The sequence below is a fragment of the Streptomyces viridifaciens genome (assembly GCF_001888885.2).
GTDB lineage: Bacteria > Actinomycetota > Actinomycetes > Streptomycetales > Streptomycetaceae > Kitasatospora > Kitasatospora aureofaciens.
The window spans coordinates 6540679-6558760 of sequence record NZ_CP090841.1 but is presented as its reverse complement, the minus strand read 5'-3'; the positions used below and the strand labels follow the sequence as shown (position 1 = coordinate 6558760).

Genomic DNA, 18082 nt, shown 5'->3' with positions numbered 1-18082 from the left:
CCGCGTCGATCACCACCTGTGAGGAGAGCAGTCCGATGTCCACCCACGCCCCCGAGGGCCCGGCCACCGCGGTGCCGGATCTGCCGGACGCGATCGCCGTCACCGGCCTCGCCTGCCGGTTCCCCGGCGCCCCCGACGCCGGGACCTTCTGGGCCGACCTGGTCGCGGGTCGGGAGAACATCACCTTCCGCACCCCCGAGGAGCTGACGGCCCTGGGCGTGCCGGCCGACCGGCTGGCCGACCCGCGGTTCGTGGGCGCCGGCGGCGTACTGGAGGGCCTGGCGGAGTTCGACGCCGAGTACTTCGGCATCCCGCCCCGCGACGCCGAGCTGATGGACCCCCAGCACCGGCTCTTCCTGCAGTGCGCGGTCGCCGCGCTGGAGGACGCCGGGCAGCCCACCGAGGGGGTCGAGGGCGGCGTGGGCGTCTACGCCTCGGCCGGGTTCAACTCCTACCTGACGCACCAACTGCTGCCGCGCGCCGCCCACTTGGCGGACCGCGCCGAGGTCCAGTGGCTGGCCGCGGGCGACAAGGACTACCTCGCCACCCAGACCTCCTACCGGCTCGGCCTGACCGGCCCGAGCCTGAGCGTGCAGAGCGCCTGCTCCTCCGCCCTGGTCGCCGTCCACCTGGCGGCCGAGGCGCTGCTGAGCGGCGAGTGCGACGTGGCGCTGGCCGGGGCGGTCTCCGCCGGGGTCGGCCAGGGGCTCGGCTACCTGCACGCCGAGGGCGGGATCCTCTCCGCCGACGGGCACTGCCGGCCCTTCGACGCCGGGGCGACCGGTACGGTCTTCGGCAGCGGCGTCGGCGTGGTGGTGCTCAAGCGGCTGGCCGACGCGGTCGCCGACGGCGACACCGTCCGGGCCGTCCTGCTCGGCTCGGCGGTCAACAACGACGGGAACCGCAAGGTCGGCTTCACCGCGCCGAGCCTGGACGGCCAGGTCCGGGTGATCACCGCCGCTCAGTCGGTGGCCGGGGTCACGCCCGACGAGGTCTCCTGCATCGAGGCGCACGGCACCGCGACGGCCCTCGGCGACCGGATCGAACTCGCCGCGCTGAGCCGGGTGTTCGGCGACGCCCCGGACCCCCGCCGGGTACTCGGCGCGGTCAAGTCCAACGTCGGCCACCTGGACACCTGCGCCGGGATGGCCGGGCTGATCAAGACGGTGCTCTCGCTGCAGCACCGCACGCTGCTGCCGACCGTCCACTTCGAGAACCCCAGCCCCGAGCTGGACCCCCGCCTGTTCCGGGTGCTGACCGAGGCCGAGCCCTGGCCCGGTGCGGACGGCACCCGGATCGCCGGGGTCAGTTCCTTCGGCATCGGCGGCACCAACGCCCACCTGATCGTCCAGGACGCTCCCCCGCTGCCCGTCGCTGCCGCCGCGCCGGCCGGCGAGTGGGAGCTGCTGCCGGTGTCCGCCCGCAGCGAGTCGGCGCTCGACCGGGCCACCGAACGACTCGACGCGGCACTGGCCGGACCGGCCGCACCCACGGCCGCCGACGCCGCGTTCACCCTGCAGACCAGGCGCAGGCACCACCCCTGGCGGCGCACCGTCCTGACGGGGCCCGGGGGGCACCACCACTCCCGCCCGGTCCGGGCCACCGGCGACGGCCGGGAGGTCGCCTTCCTGTACCCCGGCCAGGGCGCCGGCCGCCCGGGCACGGCTGCGGAGCCGTACCGCGCCGAACCGGTCTTCCGCGCCGCGCTCGACCGCTGCCTGGACGCCCTGCGGCCGTGGACGGCCGCGCCGCTGCGCGCGCTGCTGCTCGACCCGGCCCACGCGGACCTGTTCGACCGCACCGAGGTCGCCCAGCCGGCCCTGTTCGCGGTGGAGTACGCGCTCACCGCCTGGTGGACATCGCTCGGCCTGCGGCCGGTCGCGCTGGCCGGCCACAGCGTCGGCGAGTTCGCGGCCGCCTGCGCCGCCGGGGTCTTCGAACTGCCCGGCGCCGCCCGGCTGGTGGCCGAACGCGGACGGTTGATGGGCGCCATGGAGCCGGGCGCGATGCTGAGCGTCCCGCTGCCCGAGGCGGAGTTGCGCGCGCTGCTGGACGACCCCGAGGGCCCGGAGCTCGCCGCCGTCAACGCACCGGACCGCTGCGTGGCGGCCGGCGCCCCGGAGGCGGTGGCCCGGCTGGCCGAGCGCCTGGCCGCGCGCGGCGTCGCGGCCCGGCCGCTGGCCGTCCGGCACGCCTTCCACACCCGGGACGCCGAGCCGCTGCTGGCGGAGTTCGCCCGGCTGGTGGCGGGCGTCCCGGCGCAGGCCCCCGCCCTGCCGGTGGTCTCCGGCCTGACCGGGCGTGAGCTGACCGCCGAGGAGGCCGTCTCGCCGGAGTACTGGGCGCGCCAGCTGCGGCACACCGTCCGCTTCGCCGACGCGCTCGCCGCCCTGCCGGGTGACGGCCCGCTGCTGGAGCTCGGCCCCGGCCGGGGACTGACCGGCTTCGCCGTGCGCACCCTGGGCACCGGCAGGCCGGCCCTGCCCACCCTGGACGCCGCCGCGGCCGGATCGCAGCCGCCCGCCCGACTGACCGCGCTGGGCCGGCTGTGGGAGCGCGGCGCCGAGCTCGACTGGTCGGCCCTCGGGGAGCGGGCCGGGCGCCGGCACGCCTCGCTGCCGGGCTACCCGTTCGAGCCGGTCCGGCACTGGTTCGAACCGGCCGGGGACGGCCCGCGCCCCGCCGGGCCCGCCGCCCTCACCGCCCCGGCCGCATCAGCCGCGACCGCCACCCCGGCCGCCGACGGCGTGGACTCCTGGCTGCACGTCCTGTCCTGGACCCCCGTCCTCCCGCCGGCCGGCACCGGGCCCGTCCCGGCCTCGGTGCTGCTGCTCGCCGACGACGCCGGCCTCGCCGGGCCGGTCGCCGAACGGCTGACCGCGGCGGGCGCCCTGGTCACCCTGGTCCGCGCCCCCGGCGCGGCGGCCGGCCCGGACGGCACCGGGCTCACCCTCGACCCCGCGGACCCCGCCTCCTGCACCGCCCTGGCCGCCACCCTGGCCGGGCGCGGCACCCCGCCGGACGCGGTGGTCTCGTGCCAGGCGCTGGACGACCCGCCGCTGGAACGGGCCACCCCGGCCGAGGCGGCCGACGGCGCCCTGCGCGCGCTGACCGTCCCGGCCCAGCTGGTCCGCGCCCTGGGCGAGGCCTTCCCGGGCCGGCCGCTGCGGATGCTGCTGGTCACCGACGCCGCCCACGGGGTCAACGGGCAGCCCGCCCGCACCCCGCAGGCAGCCGCCGGGCTCGGCGCCGTCCGGGTGCTGCCGCAGGAGGTGCCCGGCCTCACCGCCGAGGCGCTCGACCTGGACTGCCCCACCCGGGAGCCCGCCGAACTGGCCCTGGCCGCCGACGCGGTGGTGGCGCGGCTGCGCTCCGAGCAGGCGCCCGCGCCGCTCACCGCGGTCCGTGGCCGGGCCCACCTGGCGCCCGCCCCGGACCGGCCCGTGCTCACCGACCCGGCCGCCCCGCAACCCGCGCTGCCCGCCGGGCCGTGGCTGGTCACCGGCGGTCTCGGCGGGATCGGCCTGGCCGTGGCCGGCCGGCTCGCCGAGGAAGCCGGCCGAACCCTCGTGCTGCTCACCCGCCGCGCCGTGCCCGACGGCGAGGGCTGGCGCAGCCTGCGGCCCGCGGACGCCGTGCCCGCCGGGAGCTGCCCGCCGGAGCTGGCCGAGGCGCTCGCCGGGCTGACCGCCCACGGCGCCCGGCTGTGCCTCGTCCAGGCCGACGTCACCGACGAGGCCGCGCTGGCCGCCGCGCTCGACGAGGTGCGGGCCGCGTACGGCCCGATCGCCGGGGTCGTGCACGCCGCCGGGGTGGCCGGTGGCGGCGTCACCGCACTGCGCGGACCCGAGGAGATGGCGCGGGTGCTCGCCCCCAAGGTGCTCGGCACCGTGCTGCTGGAGCGGCTGACGGCCCGTGACCGTCCGTTGCTGGTGCTCTGCTCCTCGGCGCTCGCGGTCACCGGCGCGGTCGGTCAGGCCGACTACACCGGGGCCAACGCCTTCCTGGACAGCTTCGCCACCGGCACCCGGACGGCCGTGTCGATCGGCTGGGACCGGTGGTCGCAGACCGGCATGGCGGTCCGCTCCGGGCTGCGGGACTGGCTCGACGGGGGAGAGGTGCTCGACCACGCCCTCTTCGACGCCCGCCGCACCGAGCCGGACGGGACGGTGGAGCTGCGGCTGCGCCGCAGCGGGCAGACGGCCTGGCCGGCCGAGGAACACCGGATCGGCGACGCCCCGGTCCTGCCCGGCACCGCACTGCTCGAACTCGCCGTCGCAGGGCACCGGTTGGCGATCGGGGAAGGTCCGGTCGAACTGGACGCGGTGTTCACCCACCCACTGCGGCTGCCCGTCGACCAGCCCCCGGAGGTGACCGTGCGGCTGCGTCCGGCGCCCGACGGCGGGCACCTGTGGGAGGTCCGCTCCAGCGCCGTGCCGTCCAAGCCGCACGCCCAGGGCCGGATCGCTCCGTACCGGGGCGCTTCCCCGGAGCGCCTCGACCTCGACGGGCTCGCGCGACGCTGCGCCGCCGTGGCGCCGTCCGCCGGGCAGCGGCCCGGCGGGGCGAGCGGGCTGCGCACCGGGCCGCGCTGGGAGAGCGTCACGGAGGTCCGCCAGGGCGAGGGCGAGGGCGAGGCGATGCTGCGGCTGCGCCTGCCCGAGCCGTTCCACGGCGATCTGGCCGCGCACCCGCTGCACCCCGCACTGCTGGACACCGCCACCGGCGCCGTCACCGCCCGCACCGGCAGCCACCTGCCGGTGGCCTACCGGCGGCTGGTGGTGCTCGGCCCGCTCGGCCCCGATGCCGTCGTCCACGTCCGGCGCCGCTCCGGTGCGGCCGCGGCGGGCGGCACGCTGGTCGTCGACGTGGTCGTGGCCGCGCCGGACGGTGTGCCGAGCGTGCTCGTCGAGGGCTTCGTACTGCGGCCGGCCCCGGCCGGCGGCCCGGACGGCGGCGCGCCCGGCGCCGCGGGGGCGGTCGGGCCCGAGCAGGGCGGGATCCCGACCCGGGAGGGCCTGCTGGCGCTCGACCGGATCCTGGCCAACCGTCACCTCCCGCACGTCCTGGTCAGCCCCCGCGCGGCCGGAGGCACCGCGCAGCGCATCGCCGTCGCCGCGGCCACCGTCGCGGCCGCGCCCCCGGACGCCGGGCCGGACGGCCCCGGGGAGCTGGAGGAGCGGATCGCCGCGGTCTGGTCCCGCCTGCTGGGCGTGCCCGGCATCGGCCCGGACGACAGCCTGTTCGAGCTCGGCGGCGACTCCCTGCTGGTCGTGCAGATCACCGGCGAACTCCAGCGGCTCGGGCTGGCCGTCTCTCCCGGCGACCTCTTCGCCCACCCCACCGTCGGGCAGCTCGCCGCCCGGCTCCGCGCGGACCGCGAACCGGCGGCCGAATCCGCGCCCGACACCACAGCCCCGCCCACCGCTCCCGCCGGCCCTTCCCCGGCCCCCTCGCCGGGGCCACGCGAGGCCTTCTCGGACGCGGACCTCAGCGAAGACGACCTGGCCCGGGTATTCGCCCTGTTCCGGTCAGGAGAGGACACCAAGTGAACGACATCGAGGACATCTACCCCCTCTCGCCCACCCAGGAGGGGATGCTCTACCACAGCACCACCTCCCCCGAGCACGGTCTCTACGTCGAGCTGACCACCTTCCGGGTGCACGGCGAGCTGGACCTCGCCGTGCTGGGCGCCGCCTGGCAGCGGGCGATCGCCCGGCACCCGGTGCTGCGCACGGCCTTCGTCCGGGAGCGCATCCGCACCCCGCACCAGGTGGTGCTGCCGAAGGCGGAGCTGCCGATCGAGTTCCGCGACCTGACCGGCCTGGACGAGGCGGCCCGCACGACCGCCGTCGCCGAGGAGCTGGAGCAGCGGGCCCGCGAGCGCTTCGACCTGACCCGGCCGCCGCTGATGCGGCTGCTGGTGCTGCGCCTGCCCGGCGAGCACCTGGTGGTGTGGACCTACCACCACCTGCTGCTGGACGGCTGGTCCGCGGCCCTGCTGCTGGCGGAGGTCACCGCCGGGCTGTCCGGCTCCACCGACGAGCTGCCCGCGCCGCCACCGTTCCGCGACTACATCGCCTGGCTGGGCCGCCAGGACCCGGAGCGCGACCGGGCGTTCTGGACGGAGTACCTGGCGGAGCACCGCGAGCCGGCGACCCTGACCCTGCCCGGGATGCGTCCGGGCACCAAGCCCACCGGCGGCTTCCACACCGTACGGGCCGCACTGCCCGCCGAAACCCTCGCCACCCTGCGGCGACTGGCCGCCACCCGGGCCACCACCTTCAGCGGCCTGGTCGAGGCGGCCTGGGCGGGAACGGTCGCCCGCCACTCCGGGCGCGACGACGTCGTGGTCGGCGTGACCGTCTCCGGGCGCCCGGTCGGCCTGGACGGCGCCGAGCAGATGGTCGGGATGTTCATCAACACCGTCCCGGTACGGGTACGGGTGGACCGGGAGCTGCCCGGCGACGAGTGGCTGGCCCGGCACGCCGCCACCCGCCACCCCGTGCTGGACCACCAGCACACCGCGCTGACCGACATCCAGCGCTGGGCCGGGACGGCCCCCGGCGTGCCGCTGTTCGACACCGTCGTGGTGGTCGAGAACTACCCGGACCGGACGGAGGCGGTGCTCTCCCACGGCGAGGTCACGGTCGACGACGTCCGCTACGAGACCCGGACCAACTACCCGGTCACGCTGGTCGTCCGGGCCGCGGCCGACCTGCAGCTGCAGGCGGTGGTGGACTCCGGCCGGATCACCCCGGAGGAGGCGCGGGCACTGCTCGACCACGTCGTGGCCGTGCTGACCCGCCTCGCCGCCGAACCCGGCCGCCCCGTCGGGGAGTTGCTGGCCGTCACCGAGGAGACCCGCGCCCGGCAGCTGGACACCTGGAACGGCACCGGGATCGACCGCACCGAGCCGGCCGCCCTGCTGTCAGGACTGATCGACGAGGCGGTCCGCGACCGGCCCGACCACCCCGCCGTGGTCGACCAGCACCACCGCCACGGCTACCGGGAGCTGGACCTGCGCGCCGACGCCCTGGCCCGGCTGCTGGTCGGACGCGGGGTGCGCCCCTCGGACCGGGTGGGCATCTGCCTGGGCCGCGGCGCCGACCTGGTGACCGCGATGCTGGCGGTCGCCCGCGCCGGAGCCGCGTTCGTCCCGCTCGACCCGGCCCACCCGGTGGAGCGGATCCGCCTCGTCCTGGCGGACGCCGCGCCCGCCGTGGTGCTCGTCGACGCGACCGGAGCGCCCGCACTGGCCGGGTGGGGCGGCACCGTCCTCGACCTCACCACCGCCGACCTCACCGGCGAGCCCCCCTCCACCCCGGCCGTCGAGCTCCCGGGAGCCGCCCCGGACGGGCTGGCCTACCTGATGTTCACCTCCGGCTCCACCGGCCGCCCCAAGGGCGTCGCCGTCGGCCACCGGGCCCTGGCGAACCTGGTGGACAGCCTGGCCCGCAGGCACCCCGGCCTGGACGGCGACACCCGCTTCCTCGCCCTCACCACGCTCGGCTTCGACACCTCGCTGGCCGAGCTGCTGGTGCCACTCGCGGTCGGCGGCACCGTCCACGTGGGCGGTCAGGCCCTCGGGCTGAGCGGCCGGGAGGTCGACCGCTACGCCGTGGAGCACGGCATCACCGCGCTGCAGGCCACCCCCTCCCGCTACCGGGCGCTGCTGGACTCCGGCTGGCAGGGCGCCGGCCGGCCCCGGCTCTACAGCTGCGGCGAGGCCTTCCCCGCCGACCTGGCCGCCCCGCTGGCCGCACGCGGCTCCTCGGTGTGGAACATGTACGGCCCGACCGAGACCACCGTGTACTCCAGCGTCGAGCCGATCACCGCCGACACCACCCGGGTCACCGTCGGCCGGCCGATCTCCAACACCGTGCTGCACGTGCTGGACACCGTCGACGGCCGGCTGCTCCCGGTCGGCTGCGTCGGCGAACTGTGCATCGGCGGCGACGGCGTGGCCCAGGGCTACTGGCAGCGGCCCGAGCTGACCGCGGAACGGTTCGTCACCGACCCGTTCACCGGCGGCCGGATGTACCGCACCGGCGACCACGCCCGCCGCCTGCCCGACGGCCGGATCGAGCTGCTCGGCCGGATGGACCGCCAGCTCAAGCTGCGCGGCTACCGGATCGAGCCCGGGGAGATCGAGCAGGTGCTGCTCGCCCTGCCCGAGGTGGCCGGCTCCGCCGTCGCCGTACGGGAGGGCCGCCTGGTCGCCTGGGTGGTGCCCGCCGACCGCGACGCCCCGCTCGACACCGCCGGCCTCCAGGCCGGGCTGCGCCGCTCGCTGCCCTCGTACATGGTCCCCGAGGCGGTCGCCGTCCTCGCCGAGCTGCCGCTCACCCCGGCCGGCAAGACCGACCTGCTCGCCCTGCCCACCCCGCCGCAGCCCGGCGACGAGGCCGCGCCCGCCGCCCCGGTCGGGGCCGCGGACCACGAGGCGCTGGTGACCAGGCTGTTCGCCGAGGTCCTGGCCCTGCCGGAGGTCGGTCCCGACGACGACTTCTTCGAGCTGGGCGGCGACTCGCTGCGCGCCCTGCGCCTCGTCTCCCGGTTGGAGGCGGAGCTCGGACGCGCACTCGACATCGAGCTGCTCTTCGACGCGGGCACGGTCCGCGAACTGAGCGCGGCCATCGGCCCGGCCTCCGACGCCGCCGGCCAGTGACCCGACCGGCGTCCCGGCCGACCCCGGCCGGGACGCCCCGCACCGAACACACCGATTGGACAGGAACGACCATGGCTAGCACTACGGCCACCCTCCTCGACGACGACCGACGACGGCTCGACACCCTGCTGCTGTCCCGGTGGGACGCCGACCCGGCACACCCCGCCGTGGTCGACGGCGACCGGGTGCTGACCGCGGGGGAGCTCAGGGACCGGACCGTGCGGGTCGCCTCGCTGCTGCGCGGGCGCGGGGTGCGCCCGGGCGACCGGGTGGCGGTCTACCTGGAGCGCTCGGCCGACTTCGTGATCGGCGTGACCGGCGTCGTCCTGGCCGGCGCCGCCCAGGTCGCCTTCGACGTCAACGACCCGGTCGCCCGGACCCTCGACATGCTGGCCGACTGCGAGCCACGGCTGCTCGTCACCACCCCCGAACTGCGCTCCCGGTTCCCCGCCGACCTCGGCGTCGAGGTGGTCACCGTCGCCGAGTGCGCGGCCACCGAGCCGGCCGAGCCGTTCGAACCCGCGGCCGACCTCGACGAACAGCCCGCCGTGGTCATCTACACCTCCGGCTCCACCGGCCGCCCGAAGGCCTCGCTGATCCCCCACCGCGCGGTGACGACCCGGCTGCGGGCACTGCAGCGCAGCCACGGCCTCGGCCCGTCCGACCGGATGCTGCACCACACCGCGTGCAGCTTCGACATGTTCCTGATCGAGGTCTACTGGCCGCTGATCACCGGCACCACCGTCGTCATCGCCGCCCCCGGCCGCCAGCGCGACGCCGACTACCTCGCCGAGACCATCCGCTCCGCGGAGATCAGCGTCTTCTACTGCGTGGTCTCGCTGCTGGAGCTGTTCCTGCTGGCCCGAGGGCCCGAGGAGCGCTTCGACGGCCTGCGCCGCGTCCTCACCGGCGGAGAACCGCTCGCGCCCGAGCTGGTCCGCCGCTTCCACGCCCAGTCCACCGCCCCGCTCACCAACCTCTACGGCCCGAGCGAGTGCACGATCTACTGCACCGCCTGGGTGCCCCCGCGCGACCCCGACCTGGACACCGTCTACATCGGCCCGGCCATCGAGGACACCACGCTGTGGATCCTCGACGAGGACGGCAAGCCCGTTCCGGACGGCGAGCCCGGCGAGCTCTACATCGGCGGCGCCGGTCTGGCCCTCGGCTACCTCAGCCGCCCCGAGCTGACCGCGGAGCGCTTCGTCCCGGACCACCTCGGCGACGGCACCGGACCGCTCTACCGCTCGGGCGACCTGGTCCGCACCCACCCGGTGGGCGGCCTGGAGTTCCTGGGCCGGGTCGACCTCCAGGTGAAGATCCGCGGCTACCGGATCGAACTGGGCGAGATCGAGTCCGCCGCCCTGCGCGTGCCGGGCGTGCGGCAGGCCGCCGCGGTCGCCCACGGCCGCGGCAGCGACGCCCGGCTGGTCGGCTTCCTGGTCCTGGAGGCGGACGCCGTACCCGAGGCCGTCACCGCCGCCGTGCGCCGGGCGCTGCGCGACGCGCTGCCCTCCTACATGGTCCCGGCCTCGTTCGCCACGCTGGCCGCGATGCCGCTGACCGCCAACGGCAAGCTGGACCGCGCCCTGCTGACCGAGCAGGCCGGGGAGGTGCTGCCCGCCACCACCGCGGCCGTCGAGGCGCGGCCGCCGGCCGGCGACGACCTGGCCGCCGTGGTCACCGGGGTCTGGTGCGAGGTCCTCGGCGTACCCGCGATCGGCCCGGACGACGACTTCTTCGACATCGGCGGGGACTCCTTCAAGGTGGTGCGCGCGGTGCGCAAGCTGGAGGCGCTGCTCGGCGTCGAGGTCCCGATGGACCTCGCCTTCGACGAGCCGACCGTGACGGGCTTCACCGCCGCCCTGGCCGAGCACCGGGTGGAGGGATCCGCCCGATGACGTCCCAGGTCCTGCGTTCCTTCGGCGAGCTCGACACGATCGCCCGCGACCCGTCCGCCCCGGTCGTCACCCTGTTCAGCGGCGGGCTGGACAGCAGCTACCTGCTGCACCGCCTGGTCCGGGCCGGCGCCCGCAACGTCCACGCGGTCAGCGTCGACCTCGGCGAGGACGAGAGCGGCGAGCACAAGCAGCGGATCGCCGACCGGCTCGGCGTCCGGCTCCACCTGCTCGACGGCCGGCAGGAGTTCGCCGAGGACTACGTCCGCCCGGCGATCGCCGCGCACGCCGTCTACCTCGACACCCACCCGGTCAGCTCCACGCTCAGCCGGCCGCTGATCGCCAAGCTCGCCCTCGCCACCGCCCGGGAGCTCGGCGCCACCACGGTGCTGCACACCGCCAACCGTTCGCAGAACACCCTGCGCCGGCTCAACGGCGCCATCGGCCTGCTCGGCTTCGCCGGCCGCTACGGCAGCCCGTACGACCTGGATCCGGTCGACCGGGAGCAGAAGATGCGCGAACTCAAGGAGGTCGGCCTGGACCAGCTCAGCGAGCGGTTGGTCAGCGGCGACTCCAACCTGTGGTGCCGGGAGTTCGAGTCGGGGATCCTCGACGACCCCGAGGACCACGCCGTGCCCGAGGAGCTCTACCGCTGGAGCGCGTTGCGCCCCGCCGGGGCCCCGGAGACCGTCGAGGTCGCCTTCGAGGCCGGCCGGCCCGTCGCGGTGGACGGCCGGCCGCTGCCGCTGACCGAACTGATCGACACCCTCAACCACCTGGTCGGCGCCCACGGACTGGGCCGCTACAGCGGGCTCGAACACCTCGACCACGGGTCGAAGGTGCTGGAGATCCGCGAGATGCCCGCCGCCTGGCTGCTGCTGCGCTCGCGCCGCCACCTGGAGACCGCCACCCTCGCCGCCGAGCTGGTGCGGGAGAAGCTCCACCAGGAGCAGCTGTGGGTCCGCGAGGCGCTGGAGGGCCGCTGGTTCGGCGAGCTGCGCCAGGCCGCCCAGGCGTTCATCGACGTCTGCTCGGCGCCGGTCACCGGTTCGGTGCGCTGGCGGCTCGCGGCCGGCTCGGCCGAGACCCGGGCCATCGTCGCCGACCGGCCGCGCTACCTGCGTGACCGCGAGGCCTGGGAGCACCGCTCCGTCGCCGCCGAGCGGGCGGCCTTCACCCCGATCCGGCCCCAGGAGCAGTGACCGTGGAACCCTCCGACACCAGGCCCCAGTCCCCCGCCGCCGCACCCCTGCCGGTGCTGCTGGTCGTCTACGGCCGCGGCTCGGCCACCCCGCGCGGCATCCTCGGCGCCGCCCGGCGGCTCTGCACGGTGGTCTTCCTCGGCGACCTCGGCGACCCGAAGGCCGCCGCCGACCTGGCCGGGCTGCCGAAGTCGGCCACCGTGGTGGACACGGCCGGGCTGACCGAGGAGCAACTCGTCGAGCGGGCCGCCGGGTTCGGCGCCTCCGGCGTGATCACCTTCAGCGACCACCTGCTCCGCTCGGCCGCCGCGGTGGCCGAGCGCTGCGGGCTGCCGTTCCACGACCGTGCCACCGTCGAGGTGCTGGTCGACAAGTTCCAGCAGCGCGCGGCGCTCGCCGCGGCCGGGGTGCAGTCCACCGTCTGCCGGACGGTCCGCTCCGCCGCCGACCTCGCCCCGGCGCTCGCCGCGACCGGCCTGCCCGCCGTCCTCAAGCCCCGCTCGGGCGCCGGCAGCGTGGACACCTGCCTGGTCCGCAGCAGCGACGAACTGGCCGACCGGTACGCCGAGTTCACCACCGACGCGACCACCCCCGCGGTGTTCGTGCTGGAGGAGTACCTGGTGAGCGACCCCACCGTGGTGGGAGAGTTCTGGGGCGACTACGTCTCGATCGAGTCCGCGGTCAAGGACGGCGAGATCCACACCGTCGCGGTCACCGGCAAGCTGCCACTGGCCCACCCCTTCCGGGAGACCGGCTACTTCACGCCCGCGCTGCTCCCGGACGGCCTGGCCGAGCAGGTGGTGGCCCTGGAGCGGAGCGCGCTGCGGGCCCTCGGCATCCGCGAGGGCGTCACCCACACCGAGATCAAGTTCACCCCCGACGGTCCGCGGCTGATCGAGGTCAACGGACGCCTGGGCGGGCACGTCTCGGACGTCCTCAAGCGCTCGGCCGGCACCGACCTGCTGCTCCTCGCTCTGCGGCTCGCCCTGGGCGACTTCACGCCGCCCGCCCCGGTGCTCGCCCTGGGCGCAGCCTGCCCCGCCGTGGCCTTCCAGTACTTCCTCTCCCCGCCCGCCGACGGGCTCGCCCCCGGCGGCGGCGAGCTGATCGACGACCTCCAGGCCGTCCCCGGCGTGGACCTGGTCGACGCCCGGATCGACCCGACCTGGCGGGCCGACTGGCGGGCCGGCACCGAGTGGCTGATCGGGACGGTCTACGGCTCCGCCGCCGGATACGCCGAACTGCGGACCACCGTCGAGGGCATCCACCGCCGGATGGACACCTTCTGGTCCTGAGACCGCCCCCTCCCCACCGACATCCGCTCAACCTCGCACCCCTGGAGTCAACTTGCCGCGGCGAATACGCACAGCCACCCACGCGGCGGTGGCAGCCGTCGTCTCCGGCCTGGTCCTCGCGCTGCTCGCGCTGGGCATCGGGCCTGTCCCCGCCCTCGGAACCGCGCTCGTCCCCGGGGCGGGTGTGTGGGACTCCGCCGCGGGCGCCGAACTCCCGCACACCGAGACCCTCGACCTGGCCGGGCTCAAGGCACCCGTCACGGTCGCCTTCGACGACAACGGCGTCCCCACCGTCAAAGCCGGCTCCGACGACGACCTGTTCCAGGCCCAGGGCTACCTGCACGCCCGGTTCCGGCTCGCCCAGCTCGACCTGGAACGGCGCGCGGGCCGCGGCCGGCTGGCCGAGCTGAACGGGCCGGCCAGCCTCGAATCCGACCGCTTCGAGCTGCAGATGGGGCTGCTGCGCACCGCCGAGGCCGAGTGGGCCGCCACCCCGCCCGACAGCCCGGCGGGCCGCGCGCTCACCAGCTACACCAGGGGCGTCAACGCCTGGATCTCCGAGCTGCGCCACAACGGGCAGTGGCCGGCGATCTTCTCCCTCACCGGCGTCCACCCCGCCGACTGGACCCCGGTGGACAGCCTGGTGATCCAGGAAGTCCTCACCCAGAGCATGGACTTCACCAGCACCCCGCTGGACTACGCGATCTTCCGGGACTCCCTGGGCGCGCAGCGCACCATGGACTGGTTCCCGGTCCACGCGGCCAACGACCAGCGGCCGTACGATCCCGGACCGTACCGCGACCTCGGCACCGCGCCGCTGCCCGCCAACGTCAACTCCGCGGGGCCCGACGTCCCGGCCGCCGCCAACCGCTCGCAGCCGCGCCCCGCGCCCGTGGCGCCCACCGGCGCCCCCGACCCCGCCGGGGAGGCCACCGCGGCCCGGACCCTGCTCGACACCATCCGCGCGCTGCCCGCCACCCAGATGCACACCTTCCCGGACAGCAACGCCTGGGTCGCGAACGGCCCGGCGGTGGCCGGCGGCAACGCGATGCTGGCCGGCGACCCGCACCTGCCGACGACCCTGCCCTCGTACTGGTACCAGATCGCGCTCTCCTCCCCCGAGACGAACGCCACCGGCGCCAGCATGGCCGGTATGCCCGGCGTGCTGATCGGCCGCAACGCCGACATCTCCTGGTCCCTGACGGACGCGCAGAACCAGTCGACCGTCTTCTACAGCGAGCGGACCAGCCCCGACCACCCCGGCCAGTACTTCTGGAACAACGCCTGGCACCCGATGCAGCGGGTGGAGTACACCATCCCGGTCCGCGGCGGGGACACCGAGCACCTCGCCGTGGACCTCACGGTGCACGGGCCCGTGATCACCCGGGCCGGCCAGACCACCTCGGTCAGCTGGATGGGCAACGTGCCCTCCCCCGACCTGGCCGTGCTGCTCGCCGTCGACAAGGCCCGCAACTACCAGGAGTTCCGCACCGCGCTGGCCGACTGGCACGCCCCCACGCTCAACTTCGCCTACGCCGACGGCGGCGGCAACATCGGCGTGGTCGCGGCCGGCTACTTCCCGCTCACCAAGGCCGGCGACCCCTGGTTCCCGCTGCCCGGCACCGGCGAGTACGACGTGGTCGGCGCCATCCCCTTCGACGCCACCCCACAGGCCTACAACCCGCCGAACCACGTGATCGCGACGGCCAACCAGCGCCCGGTGTCGGCCGACTACCCGTACTACATCGGCACGTCCTTCAACGCCTTCGACAACGGCTACCGGGCCGCCCGGATCTACCAGTTCCTGGAGAGCCACCCGGCGATGACGGCCGCCGACTTCACCACGCTGCAGAACGACACGACCGACTACCTCGCCACCGTCATCCTGCCGCACCTCAAGGAGGCGCTGGCCGGCACGAAGCTCGACGCCCGCCAGCAGGCCGCGCTCGACGTCCTCGACCGCTGGGACTCCACCATGCGGCCCTCCGTCGCCGGCGGGCCGATCTGGTGGACCTTCTGGAACGACTACCTGGAGACCACCTTCCAGCCCTGGTGGGACCAGGCCAAGGTGCCGGTCGAGAAGGACCGCTGGTACCTCAAGGTCTCCAGCGCGCTGCCGAGCCTCGACGAGGACCTGGAGGCCTGGACCCTGCACGATCCCGCCAACCCGGCGTTCACCTCCCCCGGCGGCCCGACCCGCACGGCGCCGGACGCCATGCGCACCGCGTTCGCCCAGGCCGTCTCCGAGCTCTCCCAGGACCTCGGGAGCGACCCCGCCACCTGGACCTGGGACCGCGTGCACACCCGGCAGGTCCCCTCCCTGACCGACGCCGACGCCCTCGGCTACGGGCCGGTGCCCGCCGAGGGGGACCGCTGGACCGTCAACGCGGCCGACGGCGGGATGAACTCCACCTTCGGGCCGAGCTGGCGCATGGTGGTCGACTGGAAGGGCCCGGGCAGCGCCACCGCCCAGGCCGTGTACCCGGGCGGCCAGAGCGAGAACCCGGCCTCGCCCTGGTACCGAACCTTCATCCCGTACTGGCGGGACGGCCGTTCACTGCCGCTGCTGATGGCCGCGGACCAACCTGCCTCCACCAAGGTGTGGACCCTGCGACCGGGAGCGTGAGCACCGTGACGGATCTTCAGAAGCAGTCTCCGGCCGAGGAGTCGGCGGTCCCGGCCCCGGCCGGCGGCGGCCCGGCCCTCCCCGCCGCACTGGCGCTCCCCGCCACGCTGGTCGGCGCCGCCGCCCTGGTGGCCGTCGGCTCGCTGTGGAGCCTGTGGTACCTGCCCTTCGCGGTCGGCCTGCCGGTCGGCGCGGTGACCGCGGTCCGCGGCCTGCGCGCCCGTACGGCGGTGCTGGTGGCGGCGGTGGCGGCGGTCGCCGGCTGGGGCACCCCGCTGCTGTGGCGGGTCGCCTCCGGCGACGCCGTGGCCGGCACCGCCCGGACGGTGGCCGCCCTGGCCGGGTTGCCGGCACTCGCCTCGCTGGTGGTCGCGGTCACCCTGCTGATCGGCCTGGTCCAGGCGCTGCTGGGCGTCTGGCTCGGCCGGACGGCGGCCGCGGCCCTGCGGCCCGGGCGGTGACGGCCGCGGGCGCGGGCGCGGCGGTGGCATAACGGCGGGACGACCCGTCGGCAGTTCCCCGGGGCGGGCCCGGTGCGCGGCACTTCGCGCACCGGGCCCGCCCCGTGCTCAAGCTCCGTCAGCCGGTCCGGGCGGCCCTGGTCCGCCGGCCCACGGCGATGACCGCCGCGCCGAGGAGGCACGCGACGGCGGCGGTGACGTAGGCGAGATGGTAGCCCCCGAGCTGGTCCTCGCGGGTCCCGGCGACCAGGACCATCAGCGCCACGCCGACGCTGGCGCCGATCTGCTGCGTCACCACGTTCACCGCGCCGGCCACGCCCTGCTGCTCGGCCGGGACGCCGGAGAGCCCCGCGGTGGTCATCGAGGGGAAGTTCAGGCCCTGGCCGACGCCGCTGAGCACCAGGCCGGGCAGCACGTACGTCACGTAGCCGCCGGAGTGCGGGGTGGCCGTCCACAGGCCGGTGCCCACGCCGATCAGCACCAGGCCGACGGCCATCAGGGTGCGCGGGGTGTACCGGGCCAGCAGGCGGCCGGTGGCGAAGTTGGCGGTGAGGAAGACGGCCAGGGACATCGGCACCAGCGCCAGGCCGGACTCGAACGGGGAGTAGTCGAGCATCCCCTGGAGGTACAGCGGGGCGAAGAACAGCATCCCGACCGAGCCCATGTACTGGAGGAACGCGGCCAGGCTCGCGGACTGCACCGAGGTGAGCCGGAAGAGGCCGAGCGGCAGCACCGGGTCGGCGGTGCGGTGCTCGCGGACGACGAACAGCACCAGGCAGAGCGCCGCGGCGCCGAGCACGATCCAGGCCGTCGCGCCGCCGCTGCTCACGCCGACGACCAGCAGGGTGAGGCCGAGGGTGCCCGCGACGGCGCCAGGCAGGTCCAGCCGGCCGCTGTGCCCGGCGCCGTCGGGCAGTCCGATGCGGGTGACGGCCAGGACGCCGGCCCCCAGCAGTACGGAGAACCACAGCACCGAGCGCCAGCCGAGCAGTTGGGTCAGGACGCCGCCCAGCATCACCCCGCCGCTGAAGCTCGCGGCGCCGACGGCCGCGTAGACGCTGAACGCCCGGTTGCGGGCCGGGCCGGCCGGGAACGCCTCGGAGAGCAGGGCCAGCGCGGCCGGTCCGGAGAGGGCGGCACCGATGCCCTGGACGGCGCGCGCGCCCAGCAGCACGGCGGTGTTCGGGGCCACCGCCCCGACCAGGGCGGAGGCGGTGAAGACCGCGACGCCCGCCTCGAAGACCCGGCGCCGGCCGAGCACGTCGGCCAGTCGGCCGCCCACCAGCAGGAAGCCGGCAAAGGTGACGGCGTAGGCGGTCATCACCCACTGGAGCGTGGTGTCGCTCAGGTCGAAACGCGTGCCGATGGACGGCAGGGCGGCGTTGAGCACCCCGAGGCCGCTCACGTCCAGGGCGAGCGCCCCAGCCAGCACTCCGAGGGCCAGTCCGGGTCGGATCAGCGGCGTGACCGCGGTGTCGGTCATGCGAGCCCGCCCTCGCACATCCCGGGGTGTGCGCCGCGTGGTGCACCGGGGGGTGCGGCCACCCGGGGCCGCGGGAAGTGCCGACCGGCTGAGGAGCGGTCGGCGCCGACTGGCGCCGTCTCGAGACTCGCAACTGGCATGGGGATCAGCTTGCCCGGGCGGGTCGTCCGCTGTCCACCCCGCCCCGCGCCAACTCGGCCCGGCGGCAAGGCGGTTCATACGCCCACTCCCCTAGGAGATCGAATCGGACACTTTGGCGATCGAATCTCGCCACTGGCCCGACCAGTCTCCGGCGACGCTTGTCTCCCCATTCACCAAGTGGCACTCTCATACCCGCTGGTCGGTAAATGCTCGGTGATCCGAAGCACCTCAATTCGCATATTCCCTTGCGCTTGACACGATCGACTTCGATACCCACCCCGGTTGGGGTTTCCCGTGTTTCCCCC

Annotated in this window: 8 protein-coding genes; 7 read left to right on the top strand and 1 reads right to left on the bottom strand. The window is 75.6% G+C overall.

Going from position 1 to position 18082, the window contains the following annotated elements:
• Positions 1–35: 35 nt before the first annotated feature.
• The 7 genes from BOQ63_RS36610 (at position 36) to BOQ63_RS36580 (ending at position 16153) form a co-directional block, all read left to right on the top strand.
• Positions 36–5552: a type I polyketide synthase gene (locus tag BOQ63_RS36610; protein WP_150476256.1), complete on the top strand. Its 5517-nt coding sequence runs from the start codon at positions 36–38 to the stop codon at positions 5550–5552.
• The gene (locus BOQ63_RS36605; RefSeq protein WP_051746840.1) at positions 5549–8671 is read left to right on the top strand and encodes a non-ribosomal peptide synthetase; all 3123 of its coding nucleotides are present in this window, start codon (positions 5549–5551) and stop codon (positions 8669–8671) included. The genes BOQ63_RS36610 and BOQ63_RS36605 overlap by 4 nt, the downstream gene beginning before the upstream one ends.
• 71 nt (positions 8672–8742) lie before the next feature.
• Entirely contained in the window at positions 8743–10572 is a 1830-nt protein-coding gene (locus BOQ63_RS36600) for a non-ribosomal peptide synthetase (RefSeq protein WP_150476255.1), read from the top strand.
• The gene (locus tag BOQ63_RS36595; protein ID WP_030283630.1) at positions 10569–11771 is read left to right on the top strand and encodes an argininosuccinate synthase-related protein; all 1203 of its coding nucleotides are present in this window, start codon (positions 10569–10571) and stop codon (positions 11769–11771) included. The genes BOQ63_RS36600 and BOQ63_RS36595 overlap by 4 nt, the downstream gene beginning before the upstream one ends.
• A gap of 2 nt (positions 11772–11773) precedes the next feature.
• Positions 11774–13066 carry an ATP-grasp domain-containing protein gene (locus tag BOQ63_RS36590; RefSeq protein WP_051746838.1) on the top strand — a complete coding sequence of 431 codons (1293 nt, stop codon included), beginning with the start codon at positions 11774–11776 and terminating at the stop codon, positions 13064–13066.
• An 88-nt stretch (positions 13067–13154) separates the two neighbouring features.
• Entirely contained in the window at positions 13155–15692 is a 2538-nt protein-coding gene (locus BOQ63_RS36585) for a penicillin acylase family protein (protein WP_050366950.1), read from the top strand.
• A 5-nt stretch (positions 15693–15697) separates the two neighbouring features.
• On the top strand, positions 15698–16153 hold the full coding sequence (locus tag BOQ63_RS36580) for a hypothetical protein (protein WP_150476254.1): 456 nt from the start codon (positions 15698–15700) through the stop codon (positions 16151–16153).
• 118 nt (positions 16154–16271) lie between these two features.
• Here BOQ63_RS36580 and BOQ63_RS36575 read toward each other — a convergent pair whose 3' ends face one another.
• Entirely contained in the window at positions 16272–17636 is a 1365-nt protein-coding gene (locus BOQ63_RS36575) for an MFS transporter (protein ID WP_030283619.1), read from the bottom strand.
• Positions 17637–18082: the final 446 nt, after the last annotated feature.